This is a genomic window from Trichormus variabilis 0441 (assembly GCF_009856605.1).
Lineage (GTDB): Bacteria > Cyanobacteriota > Cyanobacteriia > Cyanobacteriales > Nostocaceae > Trichormus > Trichormus variabilis.
Genome location: NZ_CP047242.1, coordinates 3,988,370 through 4,005,777, shown reverse-complemented (window position 1 = coordinate 4,005,777; position 17,408 = coordinate 3,988,370). Strand labels below are relative to the sequence as shown.

At 41.3% G+C, this 17,408-nt stretch carries 9 protein-coding genes, 1 tRNA gene and 1 pseudogene; 3 read left to right on the top strand and 8 right to left on the bottom strand.

Annotated elements, in window-relative coordinates; genetic code table 11:
• Window positions 1-27: 27 nt before the first annotated feature.
• Together lexA and argF are read right to left on the bottom strand one after the other, a co-directional pair.
• A complete protein-coding gene (lexA, locus tag GSQ19_RS16295) occupies window positions 28-633 on the bottom strand; it encodes a transcriptional repressor LexA (RefSeq protein WP_011318985.1) in 606 nt (201 codons plus the stop codon).
• Between the two features lie 146 nt (window positions 634-779).
• Window positions 780-1,700, bottom strand: a complete 921-nt coding sequence (gene argF, locus GSQ19_RS16290) for an ornithine carbamoyltransferase (protein ID WP_011318984.1) — start codon at window positions 1,698-1,700, stop codon at window positions 780-782.
• A 289-nt stretch (window positions 1,701-1,989) separates the two neighbouring features.
• Between argF and GSQ19_RS16285 the strand changes: the two genes are divergently transcribed.
• Window positions 1,990-2,061: transfer RNA gene (locus GSQ19_RS16285), tRNA-Thr, on the top strand.
• 1,218 nt (window positions 2,062-3,279) lie between these two features.
• On the opposite strand, the gene cas12k is transcribed toward GSQ19_RS16285, so the two are convergent.
• Entirely contained in the window at window positions 3,280-5,211 is a 1,932-nt protein-coding gene (cas12k, locus tag GSQ19_RS16280) for a type V CRISPR-associated protein Cas12k (protein ID WP_011318983.1), read from the bottom strand.
• 121 nt (window positions 5,212-5,332) lie between these two features.
• Between cas12k and GSQ19_RS16275 the strand changes: the two genes are divergently transcribed.
• The gene (locus GSQ19_RS16275; RefSeq protein WP_011318982.1) at window positions 5,333-5,584 is read left to right on the top strand and encodes a helix-turn-helix domain-containing protein; all 252 of its coding nucleotides are present in this window, start codon (window positions 5,333-5,335) and stop codon (window positions 5,582-5,584) included.
• 124 nt (window positions 5,585-5,708) lie between these two features.
• On the opposite strand, the gene GSQ19_RS16270 is transcribed toward GSQ19_RS16275, so the two are convergent.
• Window positions 5,709-6,014, bottom strand: a complete 306-nt coding sequence (locus GSQ19_RS16270) for a hypothetical protein (RefSeq protein WP_011318981.1) — start codon at window positions 6,012-6,014, stop codon at window positions 5,709-5,711.
• Window positions 6,015-6,211: 197 nt separating this feature from the next.
• Between GSQ19_RS16270 and GSQ19_RS16265 the strand changes: the two genes are divergently transcribed.
• The gene (locus tag GSQ19_RS16265) at window positions 6,212-6,469 is read left to right on the top strand and encodes a hypothetical protein (protein WP_011318980.1); all 258 of its coding nucleotides are present in this window, start codon (window positions 6,212-6,214) and stop codon (window positions 6,467-6,469) included.
• 286 nt (window positions 6,470-6,755) lie between these two features.
• On the opposite strand, the gene GSQ19_RS16260 is transcribed toward GSQ19_RS16265, so the two are convergent.
• The 4 genes and pseudogenes from GSQ19_RS16260 to GSQ19_RS16245 all read right to left on the bottom strand — a co-directional run bounded on the left by GSQ19_RS16260 (window position 6,756) and on the right by GSQ19_RS16245 (window position 17,275).
• Window positions 6,756-10,085 carry a Swt1 family HEPN domain-containing protein gene (locus GSQ19_RS16260; protein WP_011318979.1) on the bottom strand — a complete coding sequence of 1,110 codons (3,330 nt, stop codon included), beginning with the start codon at window positions 10,083-10,085 and terminating at the stop codon, window positions 6,756-6,758.
• 115 nt (window positions 10,086-10,200) lie between these two features.
• Window positions 10,201-10,590, bottom strand: a pseudogene (locus GSQ19_RS16255) (DUF1156 domain-containing protein); the annotation flags it as partial.
• A 531-nt stretch (window positions 10,591-11,121) separates the two neighbouring features.
• Complete coding sequence (locus tag GSQ19_RS16250; protein ID WP_011318977.1) at window positions 11,122-13,500, bottom strand: DUF1156 domain-containing protein; 2,379 nt, start codon at window positions 13,498-13,500, stop codon at window positions 11,122-11,124.
• 256 nt (window positions 13,501-13,756) lie between these two features.
• Entirely contained in the window at window positions 13,757-17,275 is a 3,519-nt protein-coding gene (locus GSQ19_RS16245; RefSeq protein WP_011318976.1) for a helicase-related protein, read from the bottom strand.
• Window positions 17,276-17,408 lie beyond the last annotated feature (133 nt).

Sequence of the window (17,408 nt, the reverse complement as noted above, 5' to 3'; positions counted from 1 at the left end):
CCCCATCTCCCCCCAGTCCCCAACCATTCACATATAACCGCGCCAAACACCAACTAGAGAACCTTGCACTTCTACCTGTATGGCTGCAACTTCAATGGGGTTGTATTTGGGATTGGCTGGTTTAAGAGTGATGCGATCGCCACTTCGATAAAAACGTTTTAATGTATTACCATAACCATCCACTCTGGCAGCGACGATAGTACCATTTTTTAATTGATCTGGTTCGGGAACTGGGCGCAAAAATACCAAATCCCCATCAGTAATTAAATCTTCAATCATGCTGTCACCAGTTACCCGCAAAGCATAAGTTTGTGCAGGTAAAGCGAAATTAGAAAAGTCGATATGCTCTACAGCATCAGTGAATGGTTCAATTAAACCACCTGCGGCGATCGCTCCTAAAACCGGCACACCTTGCTTAATCGGTTGTAAAATCCGAATAGTCCGGGCTTTACCTTCAGTCCATTCGATGTATCCTTTCGTGCGTAAATGTTCTAAACGACTTTGAATCGGTGCAGGTGATTTCAAATTCATCGCTTGCATCATTTGACGAATCGAAGGTGAATGCTGGTGAATACGGATATATTCTGCCAGCCATTCATAAAGTTCTTGTTGCGCTTGTGTGAGGCTTTCCATAAAATAATAGGGAGGATAAATATAAATGTCCCTAGAACATTAGTACTACAAAAAACCTCTAATAACAAGATAAAAATAAAAATTTAAAAGGCAAAAGAAAGATAAGTTAATTTTCTTTTGCCTTTCTACTTTTGACTTTTAACTGTTCACTCTGCCCCCAAGATACTAGCTAGTAAAGCTTTTTGAACGTGCAATCGATTTTCGGCTTGTTGCCAAACTCTTGATTGAGAACCTTCGATTACTTCTTCGGTAATTTCTTCACCACGATGGGCGGGTAAGCAATGTAAAACAATTGCGTTTGGTTCAGCCAGACTCAATAGCTTCTCAGAAATTTGATAAGGTTGGAAAATAGGAAAGCGATCGTTTGCTTCTGCTTCCTGTCCCATACTCGCCCAAACATCAGTGTAGAGTACAGATGCACCTTTGGTTGCTAATTCTGGGTCATTGGTGAGGAGAATTTCGGTTTTACCATCAGCTATTGCTTGTGCTTGTGCGACAACCTGCGGATTTGGTTCATATCCACTAGGTGTGGCAATTCTCACATTCATCCCCGCCAAAGCACAGCCAAGCATCAAAGAATTAGCGACATTATTGCCATCACCAACATAGGTCAAAGTTAGCCCAGAAATTGTGTCAAAACATTCTTGTGCAGTTAATAAATCCGCTAATATTTGGCAAGGATGTTCTAAATCAGTGAGTGCATTAATTACAGGAATTTTCGCATACTCAGCAAAAGTTGCTAACTCCTGCTGTTCAAAAGTGCGAATTGCCAAAACATCCAAATATCGCTCTAATACTCGTGCAGTATCTTGTACTGGTTCTCCTCGACTAACTTGAGTCACATTCGGATTAAGATCAATTACTTGTCCACCCAGTTGGTACATAGCCACAGTAAAACTGACTCGTGTCCGAGTTGAAGCCTTAGAAAATAACAAACCCAATACCTTATTACACCGCAACTTCAACTGTTGTGATTTCAATTGGGTTGCCAATTGCAGAAGTTCCTGAAGTTCTGTAGGAGTCAAGTCTGCCAGACTTAACAAATCTCGTCCTAACAATGCTGCCATGCTTGTGATCTGTTAAATAACAATTATAAATCTCTCTTCCTTTACCCAGTCAAGCAAAAAAATACAGTTACCCCGAACAAAAAGAACCCCCTCACCTACCAGTAAGGAGTTGATGCGGAATCGCCAATTTCCGTGTTTTTTGGTAGGTAAACCCACAAGGATGGCTTCTCTTGCCCTTGCCAATTCCCTAGTATTCACTGACCTAAATTAAGTTGCTTTAGGGGTAGACAAATAAATTACCTGTGATATAATTAAAAATCGGTGAGTGCGTTAAAGCAATTACTAAGTTGCCAGCATAGCACAGTGGTAGTGCATCCGACTTGTAATCGGAAGGTCGTCGGTTCAAATCCGACTGCTGGCTTTAGGTTAAACCTCCGACCGAAAGAAGCTCTTAGCTTGTTGTACATTCACACATTAGATGTCGCCGTTCACACATTAATGTCGCTGTTTCACTAATTAGTGTCGCGGCTCATTTAAGATAACCGTTCACAAATTAATGTCGCAATATTTGAGACTAATCGATTGTGTGGGGTGATTGGTCAACATCAGTCCTATCAAATAGAAGACCATAAGCTCAATTTTAGCTCAAGCTCTAAAAACTTTTGCTATACCTTGGTTAAACAAAAAACTTTTGTTCTTTATTTCGCACACAATTATTCTAACCACTATGCTTGGCAGCAAAAGTTAAGCAGACGGATTTGAACCCTTTCAACCCATACCCACATCTTGTAATCTTTATATTTCAACCAGTCCTGCACCGGAAAGATTTATATAACTTGCCTATTTCTGTTTATCGTTAGGTATTACATTTTCAATCCATTCTTTCGTGAATGGTTATTATCACTCTCACCCATCCTAATGGAGATGAATACATACATAATTATTTCAACCCGCCTCAATATGGGAAGGGTCATTGTCACCTGTGGCTTAAATCCAGATTTAAGGAGTAACACCTTTCAACCCGCTCAACACGGGAAGGGCTATTGTCACCTTCTATGGCATAGGTTGTATTTATTAGCATATCGCTTTCAACCCGCTCAACACGGGAAGGGCTATTGTCACTGCTACGTCTATTGTCTTTGGCAATGTGTGAAGCCTTTCAACCCGCTCAACACGGGAAGGGCTATTGTCACCCTTCCTGTATAGAATCCTTGTTTTGTGGAGGATTCCAGAGTTGATAGCGCGGATCTATATTCCTAGCTTCTTCAACTGCCGTTTGAATGAGCAATTTTTGTGCCATTAAACGCTAAAATCCTTTCACAGCAAGCAAGCGCGAATCGACTGAAAATTTTTAATCTCTTCTAATGCCTGGAAACAAGGATTGGTATGGGTTCCTCCTTGATCGGAGGTGATTCGGTAGCCACTACAGCAGTATATCCGCGCCCTTATTGCTGGGAGCGCACCTAATTCCTGTTCGGAAACAGCAGCATCGGGGTGAGCAGCTACCAGGGTCAGAAAGCAGGACTATTTTCCAATAGTCAACCTAACCCAGATTTTTCACAGTTCAGAGGTTTAACATGAACTGCGGCGCTATTACTTATTTTATTGTCAAGGTTCAGTATATTTGCTTAATCAAAAATTAAGATTTATTTTGGCGTAAATAGTAAGCTGCGATCGCTAAATCTCGCGCTTTTTCTTGAGAACTACCTCGAATCGGTTGTGGCCCTTGCTCTATAGAAATGTTTGCCTTAACTGCTTGACTCTGAATAAACTGCATCAATCTGTTGTAACTCCAACGATGAATGCTCTGGCGGTACTGTTTAGCATACTGTTGCTGACCTTCCTTGTAATTAGGACATCTTTTAACTGCCCTAGCTTCTATTTCACTTTGAATGCTCTCCCGTACATTTTTCATTGTCGGTAGAACAATACTGCCAGCTTGGTAATTTTTAGCTAATGCGATAATTGCTTGTGCTAGTAAGTTATCAATGTACTTTCCTAAATCAGATTCTGATAACTTATTTGGCATATTGCTTTTTTGAGCTTTGTGGCGTTCATGAGAGTTACGTTGCTGCTGCTGTCGCTGGCGGTTCAGCAACTTGTAATTATCGCCAAGTAGCTGTTTGATACTACGATATGCAAGAACTATATTTGTGGAACTGTCCACAATAGCTAATGTTGCAGGCTTTTCTAAACCTAAACTCACACCAACTAGAATTGATGGTTTACCCTGATACAAATCATGATTATGACGTGGGTAAGCATTGTTGAGTTTATTTAATGTTGATTGCAGGCGTTTGACATAATTTTGCTGATTCTGATTGAGGTTTTCTTTCTGTTCCATGTTGGCCAATTGTTGAGTAAATTCGTCTACTTTCTCTTGCTTTACCTTCTCAGTACCGTCAGTTGTCCACAAGCGTGTATCAAGGGTGCAATAAAGAGTTAAACGACGAGTATTCCAAGGGAGGCTATTTTCTTTATGTTGTTTATTTTCTTGCCACGCTAAAATTGCCGAACGTAAAGTGAACAGAGCAGATGAATGCTGGTCATTATTATCGTTTTTGATGTTCTGATCTTCTAAAAATCTTTGAAACCAGTGAATTTGTCTATTGCCGCAGTATATTTCAAAGATGTGATCATTCAATCCTTCACCTGAGAAGCTAACACAAATACGTCCTTCTTCATTTTTTGACCAAATTAGGTCTTCGTTAGTTCTGAATCGAATTGGGAATGGGAGTGAAATATCTTTTTTTAAAAGACGTTTCTGCCAAATATTAGCTTCATCGTTACTTTCAGGAACAGATGAAGTTGCCATTATGAGAGTTTGTTGCCACTCTCTTCCTGTCAAATCACGACCATTGGGTTTCCTAGATTGTAGTTGTTTTTTGAGACGTTCAATTTCTTTCTCTTTCTTACTGCGGCGTAGAGCATACTGATTTGGGTCTTCGTCTTTTTGGCTAACCTGACAGTTATTTTTGAGCAAATACGCAAGAGTGCATCGATTAAGGGGATTTTTCGCTTTGTCATAAGCTTTGAATAAAATATCAAATAATGTAGAGTTCTCGTTTTTAGTTTTACTTTTTTTACTCTTTTTCTTGTTTTGACTCTGAGTCTGATTATTATTTTGTTCGGATTGAGCAAGATATTTCGGCAGAATTTTAGTAGCTTGAGAGCGAATAGCATCTAAAGTACATTTACTCTCTTGCTCCAATTCCACATCGCTTTTGAGCATCTTGAGCCAATGTTCTTTTCTATCTATTGTTTGTTGTCGCTCTTTCTGTAAAGCTAGCCATGACTTGTAAATATACTCAACTACCTCAATAGCAGATTTATTAAAACGTTTGGGTTGATTAGCAAAAGATTCTTGCGTAATGAGTGAGTCGCACAGTGGTTTGACTACTCCATCTGGTAGCTTGCCCTTTTTCAACCACTGCTCTATCTCAGGATGTATTCCTAGCTGTTCAATTAGTTCGTTAATCAAAGGTGTATTTTTCTGTGCCATCAATTGCCACAGATAGCTGCGGGTAGCTTCGCTGGCTATTAATCGACATTGGATAGTAATAACACTCATAGCGTTTTCTGCTCCCTGAACTGTACTAAATACACCAGTATTCTTAAATTAACACTTATAGTGTGCAAAATCACATTTATTATGTGTAGATTTATTATCGGTACTACCTCACTATTAGGCTGTGAGGCAAAATAACATCAACATTGAATATCGTTTCGGAAAAGCGATAAGACGAAGACGGCGAGAACTGGATTACTCTCAAGAAGAACTGGCTGAAAAAGCTGGGCTTCACCGTAATTACATCTCAAGTATTGAGACAGGAACTCGTAATCCTTCTCTCAAAAATATTGAAAAGCTGGCAAAAGCGCTGAACATCTCTATTTCTGATCTTTTTACCAACTACGGTATTGAAGCAGAAGATACTGAGTATTAGTTTCTTTCGTATTTTGAGTACGACGCAAATTGTTTCTACCATTAGCAGAAGACAATAGAAACACAGTAAAAGCAAGGAAAAGACGTGCAGCTAGCCACGTCTTTAGGTGATAGGAGAAAAACTATTAAGCGGCTACATCTGCTACCAGTAAGCCATTGATAGCAATTATCATTATCTGTGCTGCAAAAGCTGTGTCACAACATGGTCTGTCATCACTATTACAGGGTTGGGCTATCCATTTACCTTCCAGATTTTGATAAAAAGTTCCGAGAAGTTGAGAACCATTCCAAACTCGATAAAGTTCACCAAACACCTCTGAAACTGAGTCAATTTCAATTTCTGGTGCAACTGGGTCAGCAAGCTGGGTGATATATTCCTCAAAGTCTGATTTAGCCGAGGCTTGGCTATCAAGCTCTTCTTGTACAATCATTTGAGTAACCTCACTGTTGGGGTTTTACAAAAGGCGATCGCCCTCCGGCCAGAGACAAGCGATCGCCTTTGTTTTGTTACTCTATTGTAACTACCTGTTACTACTAAAACAATAGCGTTACTACAAAATTTTTAAAATTCGTCACAATTAAGGTAAATAGAGTTATTACAGATTAATAGTTTCAAGTACAAAGGAATATGGTAAAGCGGCAAACGACAAAATTAAGCAATCAAATCATTGTCAGAATGGACGATGAAACTAAGGAAGCTTTTATGAACAAAGCTAAAACTGAGGGTAAGACAGCCTCCGAATTAATCATGGGTTGGATTCGTTCTTACCTAGCTGAAGAATCCACTGGAACACCAGATTTAGCTAAAATGCAAACAGACTTGGAGACGTTGAAACAACAGGTGGCTGTACTCCAGAATGAATACTTGGGAAAATTAGCAGCCTGAGAGAAGAGAACGATTCTCTCAGGCGATGGATAGATGAAATTATCAATTCTGCTCCTAAAATTCCAAAAAACCCGTCAGATACCTGACGGGTTTAGTCTTATAAAGAAGAGTTGGCTATTCTAAGCTCTTTGATTATTACTTGTAATTATTTAGTAGTAACTAAATAAAATGAGGATGGGCTGTACTTTGCTATTGTCATTACACAAAGTACAGCTGGTGGCGATCGCAGTAGCATCAATTTATCCACAAGACTCCCCATACCTTTAAGGACGTAATACGTTTCACCTTATTCTGGCTCAAACTCCTGATGGCTAAATTTGAGAACTCGACAGTTCTCTGTAACTGTACGAATCACATTCTCTGGTATTCCTTCAGGAGCTTTTACTTGAATTTCCAAAGTAATTTCTACTTCTGCATCCATCAAACTGCTAAAATGCTGAATTACCTCGTTAGCAAGCTGTGGCACATCACGTTGTAACCGTAAAGCATCTAATTTGACTGAACCATAAAAGCGTTTTGGTGGAATGATGACAGTTACTTTGCCATTAGATGAGTCATCTGGTGTTATTACAGTATCAATAGTTTTTTCTCTTTCAGTCTTATAGCTTCCTGTTCCTTCTTTAACACCTGGAATTGGAAGTTTAGTTATGGCAGCAGCATCTGCTTCCATCTGGCGTTGCGCTATTTCTGGTTTAACTATTAAATTTTGACTGCTAAGGGTTACAGTAATGTGTTCAGCTGCTTTCAAACCCAGATAGCGTCCTTTGGATTCATCGTAGCCCGTGGCATAAGCAAAGTTGTCATTTAATAGTAAGGATGCCACACCTTCTGCGATCGCTTGTAATAATACCTGTTGATTTTTCAGGCGTGGCAAGTACAAGTAGTATGCGAGGTATTCCCAAAGTTTCTTAAGGTCGAGGTGATTTACATCTCGCCAAAGATAAGGGTCAAGGGCTTCCAAGCGTAGGCGACTAGCAGCATAATTAGGGATCAAGTGTTCTTCGTGTACTGCTTTGCGGCTGGCTTGTAGAATTGGAGAGTCTTGTTTTTGCAACCTGATTTCCTGCCATTCAATTTCCCCTTGAGGGTCGGGTTGACTTGGCACGATAAGCCAGATGTAAGCTTCTTGGATTAAACTTTTGACATCTTTATCTGTTTGCTGTTGCTTAGTTGTTGCCTGATTGCTTTGAAAAACATCTAAGTTCAAAGCTTCTTTATCGCTGACAATTGAATTCCAAGCCAGGTACTGACAAACAGATTGCTCTAATAACTCCAGTTTGGCTTTATCTGGTGCTAAAAACAACAACATATTTTTGCTGTACCGAGGGCTGGCTCCCTTGTTGTGAAGTATTTCGTTTCCTCTGGTTAAGGCTGGGGTATTGTTTTCCTTATTTTTATGAGGATGCTGTGGCCCTAAGACAACTAACCTCGCATTCATTTCATCAGGCACATCGGCAGAAGAATCAGGGGCAATATGCACTGCCGTAAACTCTCCTCGTTGCTTGTCAGCCCTCAGTCTGCGAATGATTTCATCCCAAACTTTATCCTGATCCTGTTGAACTTGCTCGGCTCGGTCTTGGGCAAGTCTGGTGACACTGGGTTGAGTTGAGAACCAGTAGCGAGTGTTATCAATATAAAGGTGGGTGGCTTGGTCAGTCAGTCGGCGTAGTGCGTCTCCAAAGGTAGCTACACTTTCTCCAGGCTGGACACATCCCAACTTGATCCGATTGTCTTCTACACCCCGATTAGCTGCCCTGAGTGTGGGGGCGGAACCAAGGTAAATGGTTCGGGCGACGCGGCGACAGGCAGAGTAACGTCCTAAATTCGGGTTTTGGCGATCGCACGCTAAAGGTAGAGAATTATCACCATCGACATCTTTTTCAATTACTGGCACCCAGTGATCTTCGAGGTAGCGAGTTAATTCTGTTTGTACCTGTCCGTCATCCATTGGCACGCTGGCAGGCATGATTAACAAGCTCTTGTCCTGACCCTCCCATAAGGAGTGAATCACTTTGGCCATTAATCGCAGGACACCCCGTGTGCGTTGAAATTTGTCGAGAGTTGACCAGTCGTTATAAAGTCGGTCAAAAAGTTCTGGATGGATGGGATAGGCATTTTCTAGCCGTCGCTTGTAACTGGCTTCTCGGCACTCACTGGGAAATTCTTGAGATTGGTTTTGGTACATTTCCCCAAAAGCGCGGATGACCGCATCACGGGCAACAAAGCCACTTTCTTCGATGATGGGTTGAAACAAGCGTCGTCGCACAATTTCAAAACTTTCATCGGCACTTGCTGGTCGCCAAGGAGATTCAACTCTACCGATAGCATTTTTGAGTCTACTTAAGGCTGCTTTACCGCGATCGCCACCAATTTCATTATCTGATGCCGGAATACTCACTACCAACAGAGTTTTTTTAGCATTTTTGGCTGACTCGCTCAAAGTTTGAGCAAAGGTAAAGTGAGTATCAAAACTCCCCCCTGGTAGGTCATTAATTTCGTGTAGTTGTCGGGCGTAAGCTACCCATTCATCAATGAGAATCAAACAGGGCGCATAACGGTTGAATAACAACCGTAAGTTATCGCCTGGGTTAGTTGAGGTTTCATCCGCTTGGCGAATCATTTCATAGGCTTCTCTACCACCCAATTGCCAAGCTAGTTCGCCCCAAAGTGTGCGAATAACAGTACCATCTTTTTTAGTTTGAGCCTCACCAGGAGAAATTTTGTTGCCTACCAGTACAGCTGTGTTTACTTTTGCAGGTGGTGAAACATTCGCTGCTGCTAGTACTGGCTCCAATCCAGGTAATTTGGATACTGGGACTCCCATAAATAGATGGTATAGTGCCAGCATCGCGTGAGTTTTGCCGCCACCAAAATTAGTTTGCAGTTCGATAACAGGGTCGCCTCCATTACCAGCAAGGCGCACTAAGGCATTTGTCAGCAGTTGCTTCAGCCCTTCAGTGAGGAAAGTGCGGCTGAAAAACTCTGTAGGTATACGGTATTCATCAGAACCTTCGTCTAAATAAACTTGCCAGAGGTCAGCAGCAAATTCTGCTTCTTGGTAACGACCACTAGCAACATCTGGGTGAGGTGTGACAATTTCTCGCCAGGGTTTTAAACCACCTGTGGGATTGCCTTCTACTGGTTGGAGAGTAGCGCGGCGAGTTTCCCGACGGGCTTGTTCTGTAAAGCGTACTCGTAAAAGTTCTTGTTTTTGCTTGTCAACTTCATCTGCTTCTGGTGCAGAAATGGATGAAAGTAACCGTGAAACGCTATCAAGAGCGCGATAGGCATCATCTGTAGAAAATGGTTTGTTATGCGCCCAAGAGTTGCGAGTGTCAATGAGTTCTCCAACTAAGCTTCTTTCTGCATTTCCCAGTGTCTTTTTAAAGACATCACGCCATTGACCAGACATTAGCTTCAGGATGGCTGATTCATCCTGCTTGAGAATTTGTTGAACAGTACGCCGTAGGGTATGGTCTTCTGGAACAAAAGATGTAGCGGCAACTAGCCATTTATCACCAAAAACCGAACGCATCTCACGTTCTACAAAGGGATATAAGCCATCTCTCAAAAGTTCTAACGCCCTGCCAACTCTTTCACGGTTACTAATTGACATAGTTATTTTTTATACTAAATTTTCATAAATCCTGGCTTTTACCATGAGGAAGCAGCTGACTCTATGTTTAGAGCCAGCCATAATGTGTTTTTAGCTGAGGCTAAAAAAGAGAGTATTAAAGTAAAGCCATTTGTACGGGAGTTTTTTCTTGGGTTTCAGCAGAGAGGCGAGAAATTTCTGGCCAGGAAATTACTAAGCTGTTATAAGCGACACCTTCAGCAGCCCAGCCTTTTCTGTCGCAAATGTTATACAGCCGATAAGCTAATTCCCTTGCTGCTTCTCCTATTGTTCCCAGTTGACAGAGCAAATTCGCAGCACCTTGATTTCCAGCACCATCTTGTAATTCTCGAATCATGTGCTGTGTCGCTTCCCAAACAGGTAGACGATTATCAGTTTGGGGATTCCAGTCTGTAGGTAGTTCGTTGCGGCGTAGCAGTCGTACTTTACCTGCCTTGGCCGTGAGGATACCAGCGTCTACCATGCCTTGTACTGCTGTATTTTTAGCTTTGGAGAGGGTTTCCGCTTCGCCAAATAAACCCTCATTAAATGCGTGCTGTTCTGTCCATTAAGGAATTATTTGTCAGTTTTAAATAATTAATGTCCAGACGTTCGATTTTTCTAGCCCTATGCAATTAGGCTAATACTTTAGCCTTGTATATTTCAGTTTTAAAGAATTAGTGTCACTTTTACTGATAAATATACTTGTGGTTATCGATTTTCACGAGTGGTGCTAGATGATGAAAGGACACAATAACATTGAGGTAGGCAGATAATAAGCGACGATGCTCCACCCCACTTAATAGAGCGATCGCTCCCCTGAATAACAGTAAAAGTCAGTAGTCTGTTGAGACGAACATAACAAAAGGCATTTAATTGTTTAAATTTTGAGGAGTCGGTTTTTAAAGAAAAGGCATTTAATTATTTAAAAGCCTTCAAAGAATATAAGAGCGGTGAAAAGCGTAACTTCCTTGATGTATAAGCTTTTTAGCCTCTGACACTGCCTGACATTAATTTTTTAAAATTGACAAATAATTCTTTAATGGACATGTTCAAACCAAATCAAGGCAAAGCGGGTTTCAGCGTCAAATTCGCCTTCTTGTTCGGCGAGAAATTCATCTAAGGTTTGGTTAATGAGTTGTAAGGCGGTGCGGACGGACATTGATGTACCGTCTGATTCTAAGACTTTGCTGTAGCGGGAGTAGATTGCCATACCAGGGCCTATGCTGGCTTGTGCCAAGTCTACCGGAGCAATGTTGCCTTGTTGGAGTTTTTGCAGCGCGTCGGGGAGTTCGCGTTTGAGATAATTGACAAATTGGCGGCGGGTAGTTGATGGGGCGGTTTCTGGACGAGGGCGGCAGATAAGGACGATAGACGTGGCAAGAGCATTACTATTCAGACTAACTGTACGGGAGCTACGTTCTGTCCGCATAGGTAAAGTACCAGTGATAGTAAAACCTGCTTTAATTAATCCTTCAAGCATTGTTTCCCACCCTGTAGATGCAATTGCTTTTACTCCATTCCCGTCTAATTCATTATCCTCATCTACCTCCGTTTGTTTAAATGCGTAAAAGATAGAAAGTGGATAATCACAATGTGCCGCTTCACGCATTCTTGTAAAAGCATTGCTCAAATTTTGTTCAAAAAAAACTTTAGCCTTTTCTTTATTTCCGTTAAAGCGATAAGGTGTAGCCACTAGTTCTTTTTCTTTTGGAACCAGTAATGTCTTGAAAATATCAGGATATATTGAGCCTAATGAACGACGCAACCAAACGTAGAAAAAGTCTGATAAATCTGCATATCCAATATTGTCATAGTAAGGTGGATCTGTGCAAAGAACTAGAGGAGCTTCAATTTTGTTTGTAGTTGCATCTTTTTGAGCAATTTTAGCTTTTTTACAAGCGGGAACCTTATTGAGTACTTGTGCAGACTGTTCAATACCTAAAGTAAAGTTACCACTAGAATTGCTAAAGGGATTAGTTTCAGCAAAATCCCAGGACATAGGAATTGCTTGACGGGCAAAAGTATCTCTAATATTATCTCTTCCTGAATTCCAAGTACATATACTAGAACAATAATCAGCAAGTTTATCAATTGCAAATGCTAAATAAGTAGCTATTACATCACCATAAGCTGTGGCACCAATACCACCTTCGCACAATGTTAATCCATCATTTACTCCCCCAGTAGATAGAACATCAGTTATTACCTTTTTCCTTACTTCATATATCAACTCACTAAAGACATTTAATGCAACTAATTGACGTTGAGTAAATAAATCACCATATGTTGGCATTCCATAAATTTGTGGCCTGATATCGCGTGTGTTATCTGGTAAAGATGCTTCAGGCTTCCACTCTGGCAGAGATTTTGCAGCAATTGCCTCATGTTTCTCATTTGCTGATAGATATACACGCCCATGATCGCCTTCTGCAACAATTGCCATTAGCTTTGCACTCATCCGTCCTGCTTTCCCTTCACTGCGAATGTAGTCCAAAGATACAGGTGTAGCACAACAAACACAAACTGCTCCTTTACGGCTAACTGTTCCTTCTGGTGGCTTACCTTTGCCAGTTTTTACATGAAAACTTATAACAGGAGGTTGCTGAGTGTTATCAACAATAGGTTCAACCCAAGCTTCCTTTCCCTTCTTCGTCGAAAGTGCAAAAGATCGCACCAAAGGCATTTTTGCACCACAAGCAGGGTTAGGACATTTCACTGTTCTTGCCCACAACCAAGCAATAACAGTCGCCTCCCCGCCACCATACTCCTGCGGTAAATCTACTTTTGGGTAAAGATGCCCAATTCTCTTAAAAGCCTCATCTCGCATCCATTGCCCGTAATAACGCACATCTTCAGCTAAACCCTGCGCCCCAAACCATTTTTGCGTCTTCAAAGATTTTTTTCGAGATTCAGGGTTCACCGGAGGCTGATTTGCAAACTTTGGCGGAATTTCAATCAAAGCCTTAGTAATCAAAACCGCCACCGGATTAATATCACTACCATGCGCTTCTAACCCCAATCTTTGGGCTTCCAAAGGTATCGAACCCCCACCGCAAAATGGGTCTAGGACAGGTGGCGGATTATTATTTGTAGATTTGAGAATTTCTGCTTTGGCTTTCTCTAGTACTTCCTGATTATTGACATTTTCCCACTTCACTAATTGCTCAATAATCTCAAACAGGCGTTCTCTCTCTTGCTTCTGCGCCTCTTCCGTAGGAAATTGATCGGGATGACTTGATGGGTCATCTACTAATGATGCAAATAAAACTGCTCGACAAGCTGCTAAAGGTCGCCGCGCCCACCACAAATGTAGCGTTGAAGGGTGTCCATGCCTAATTGATTTTTCTCTAGCGGATTCTTGATTAATTACTTCCAGTGGTAATGCAACTTCGATTAGCTTCTTGCGGTATGTCATTTTTCGTACCAGACAGATTTAATCGAAACTTGTACTTGTTAAGCGTAATAAATATTTTTTTATGTGAAATCACGTATTATTTATATAGGGTCTTGATGGGCTAATTAGCCTTTTTTAACTAAAAATTGCTTAACTAGATGACAAAGCTTCATCTAGTATTTATAGTCTTTTTATTAACTTTTTGTGCCAGTAGAATTACTAGATTGTCCTGTCTGACTTATTGTTTCAAAATTGCGATCGCACCAAACAATAAAATCTAAACTGGCTCAGTTCCTTGTTGCCACAACTCCAGCCAATCATAATTAACACTGGTTACTGCAAAATCTGGCTCTTTATGGAACGGACGCTGTAAATAACGAATAGAATCATTACTATCCAATCCTGCTGTTAAAGGTACTTGTACCAATGCCAAAATGAAATTGTCTGGCTTGTTGAGAGCCGTAATAATTTCATTCTTCGTTACTGTCACAGTTTTAGCCCCTGTAATTCGCCCTTTAACTTCAATAAATCGCAACTGTCCTGTGTCTGGAATGCGCGATTCAATATCGTAACCACACTTCTGGTTACTGACATCTATTGGTTCATACCCTAACGTGCATTCTGCGGTCATTACAGCAGCCATTGCAGCCTTTTCTACCCGTTCTGTATCCTTGGCAAACATATCCTTTGTAGGCTGTGATTTGCCTTGCAGTCGTTCCAGCAAACCCACTGATACTATCAACGCACCTCCAACTATTACAGGCGGTAATGGAGATAACTTACGTTCTTGTTCCAACTCCTCCAAACGTTGCATTAATCGCCCTTGCAAATCATCTGCTCGTTGACGTGCTTTAGCTGAGTTAATTTTGGCATTGGGTTTACCAGCTTCTTCTTGTATTTTTAATTCTTCTGCGCGATGATCCCAGTAATTAATCTCCTTGGTCAATCTATCTTTTACTGCTGTCATCGTCTTAGCAATTAGTTCTTCTTTGCGCTGCCTGAGTTCTTGAAGATGTTGGGGAACAAGGTGAGCGATCGCGTGACTCTTGGCTTTTGCTTCTAAATCTTCTCGTAGCCAAGATTCTTCTAGAACTGCTGCCAAAATATCTTTTTCTTCATCCCTGAGTGGACGGTAATTGAGGTAAGGTGCGTGTCCAGCATTGTAGGCATTTCCCTCCGGGTTAATTTCCACATATTGCATTCGCCGTGAGACTACACGCCTAGCACCATTGAGATTGGTTCTTGCATCTTGTATAGAATGTTCTAGATAAATTAGCGTGCGGGTTTCTTCGCTAGAATCATTCTCATCCACCAAAATACTGCCCTGTTTCAACAAATCTCTATGTCGTTCCAAAGTCAGGTCAATTGTGACATCCAACAAAGGATGACCGGAACAGATAAAAGCTGCTAGAGGTTTGCCAGCAATACTAATCAAATCTTTTTCAAAGCAAATACGTTCGTAACGCTGTAGTAATGGTTCTCCTACTCCAATTTGCCGCCCTCGGTTGCGGATGACAGATGGAACATGAGTAATTTCATAGCGTTGGGGTTCTCGCTGACGTACTGTTCCACCAAGCTGGACAAATGCTTCTAAGAAGAATGAAGCTATAAAGTGCGGTTGCAACCGCCTTGCCTCTGCCCTTTCCATTTCCTCTCGGATTTGTTGAACTTTGGCAAAATCCATTGCATCATGGGCTAAAGCTTGTTCTTCTAGAAGTTCCCGCAATCGTTGTTGGTCAAGTTTATCGTTGACAACTTGGTTAAGTTTGTCTCGTACCTCTGGTTGATCACCATAACGAATTGCTTCTATGAGCAATTCTCTCAGTTCCTTGCCTGCGATCGCTTTCCCTAATACATCAAATACTTTACCCCCCAGTGCTTTCTGCTCTGCTTCCACCTTTTTTAATAATGCTAAATACACATCGCCTTCACGGGTATCTTTTGCCAATAAATTCCATAAGTGACAAACCTCTGTTTGCCCAATCCTGTGAATTCGTCCGAAGCGTTGTTCGAGGCGGTTAGGATTCCAAGGTAAATCGTAATTAACCATCAAGTGCGCCCTTTGCAAGTTAATCCCCTCACCCGCAGCATCAGTAGCGATTAAGACTTGCACTTCAATATCTTGGGTAAATGCGTCCTGTGCTTTACGACGTTCTTCGCGTCCCATTGCGCCATGAATCGTCACCACCGCTTCATTACGTCCCAGTAGCGTCCGAATCCTGTCTGTTAAATAATTTAATGTGTCCCGATGCTCGGTAAAAATTACCAGTTTGCGCCGATGTCCCTCAGCATTAAACATTTCGGCATTGTTTTGTAGCAGATTGGAGAGTTCTTCCCATTTCTTATCTTTGCCACTACGCCGGACACGCAAAGCCAGTTGTTCTAATTCTTGTAAAAGCTTAATTTCTGTTTGCAATTCTGCGATCGTGCGTGATGCTGTAGCTAAATCAACTACTTCTTGTTCTGTTGCTTCTCGTTCTTCAATAGAAATATCTTCTAAATCATCTTCTATGTCTTCTAAATCCAGAACCTGTTTAAATGCAATAGTTGCATTAGTTCCTCGCTTCAACGATTCTTCTTCTCGCAACCGTTTTTGCAACCTTTCTCGACGGCGTAGCAGTGATTGATAAATAGCTTCTGGAGATGAAGCAAGTCGGCGTTGCAAAATAGTTAAAGCAAAGCCCACTGTACCTTTGCGTCCTTCATTTTCTAAAGCATCAGCACGATTGAACTCCTCACGGACGTACTCAGTAACTCGCTTATAAAGTACTGCTTCTAAATCGGAGAGTTCGTATTCTATAGTGCTGGCTTGACGTTCTGGAAATAATGGCTTGCCATCAAATTTGAGCAAATCTTCTTTAACCAAACGCCGCATCAAGTCGGAAGTATCTACAACGTGGACACCATCGCGGAAACGTCCTTCAAATCTATCACCATCTAACAACGCTATAAACAACTGAAAGTCTTCTTCTTTACCGTTATGCGGCGTTGCTGACATTAATAAAAAATGTCTGGTTAAACTCGATAATAGCTTGCCCAGCTTGTAGCGCTTTGTCTCTTGGATTTCTCCGCCAAAAAATGAAGCTGACATTTTATGAGCTTCATCACAAATCACCAAATCCCAGTCTGTCTGCCCTAGTTTCGCTTGTAAGTTTTGGTTGCGACTAAGTTGATCTAATCGTGTAATCAGTAATGGTATTTCTGAAAAAGCATTTCCACTGACTGCTGATTCAATACGGTCATTAGTGAGAATTTCAAAGCGCAAATGAAACTTTTGTGATAGTTCATCTTGCCATTGTGGGGCTAAACTGCCAGGACAAACCACAAGACAGCGATGTAAATCCCCACGGATGAGCAATTCTCGAATCAGCAACCCAGCCATAATAGTTTTACCTGCACCTGGGTCATCTGCTAACAGAAAGCGCAGAGGTTGACGAGTCAACATTTCTCCGTAAACGGCAGTAATTTGGTGCGGTAGCGGTTCGACTAGAGAGGTGTGAACAGCTAGTAAAGGGTCAAACAGATAAGCTAGGCGAATACGGTGGGCTTCTGATACTAAACGAAAGTTAGCACCATCAGCAGTAAAACTCCAAGCACCGCCAGAAGTGATAATTTCTAGGGTAATTTCTTTATCTCGAAATACCAACTCATTCCCTAGCGTGCCACTAGCATCTTTATAAGTAAGTTCAACAACATCAGAGCCATGCCACTGAGCATCAACGATGGTAACAATATTGTTGGGCAAAATCCCTTGTACTTGTGTGCCTTTTGTCAGATTCTCAAGCCTAACAACCATATTGAAGTGTTTCCCAGATGGCAGATTTTTCTAGCAATAAATTTCTACAGCTTTTGATAGCCAGATATTGCATCTTACGACCATAAGAGAAACTAAGCTGATTATGAGTCAGTATATCTACTACTTTTGGCCT

Excerpts from the sequence above, each read along its gene's own strand:
- lexA (WP_011318985.1), bottom strand. The coding sequence starts at position 633 with ATGGAAAGCCTCACACAAGCGCAACAAGAACTTTATGAATGGCTGGCA.
- GSQ19_RS16260 (WP_011318979.1), bottom strand. The coding sequence starts at position 10,085 with ATGTCAATTAGTAACCGTGAAAGAGTTGGCAGGGCGTTAGAACTTTTG.
- GSQ19_RS16270 (WP_011318981.1), bottom strand. The coding sequence starts at position 6,014 with ATGATTGTACAAGAAGAGCTTGATAGCCAAGCCTCGGCTAAATCAGAC.
- GSQ19_RS16250 (WP_011318977.1), bottom strand. The coding sequence starts at position 13,500 with ATGACATACCGCAAGAAGCTAATCGAAGTTGCATTACCACTGGAAGTA.
- cas12k (WP_011318983.1), bottom strand. The coding sequence starts at position 5,211 with ATGAGTGTTATTACTATCCAATGTCGATTAATAGCCAGCGAAGCTACC.
- argF (WP_011318984.1), bottom strand. The coding sequence starts at position 1,700 with ATGGCAGCATTGTTAGGACGAGATTTGTTAAGTCTGGCAGACTTGACT.
- GSQ19_RS16265 (WP_011318980.1), top strand. The coding sequence starts at position 6,212 with ATGGTAAAGCGGCAAACGACAAAATTAAGCAATCAAATCATTGTCAGA.
- GSQ19_RS16245 (WP_011318976.1), bottom strand. The coding sequence starts at position 17,275 with ATGGTTGTTAGGCTTGAGAATCTGACAAAAGGCACACAAGTACAAGGG.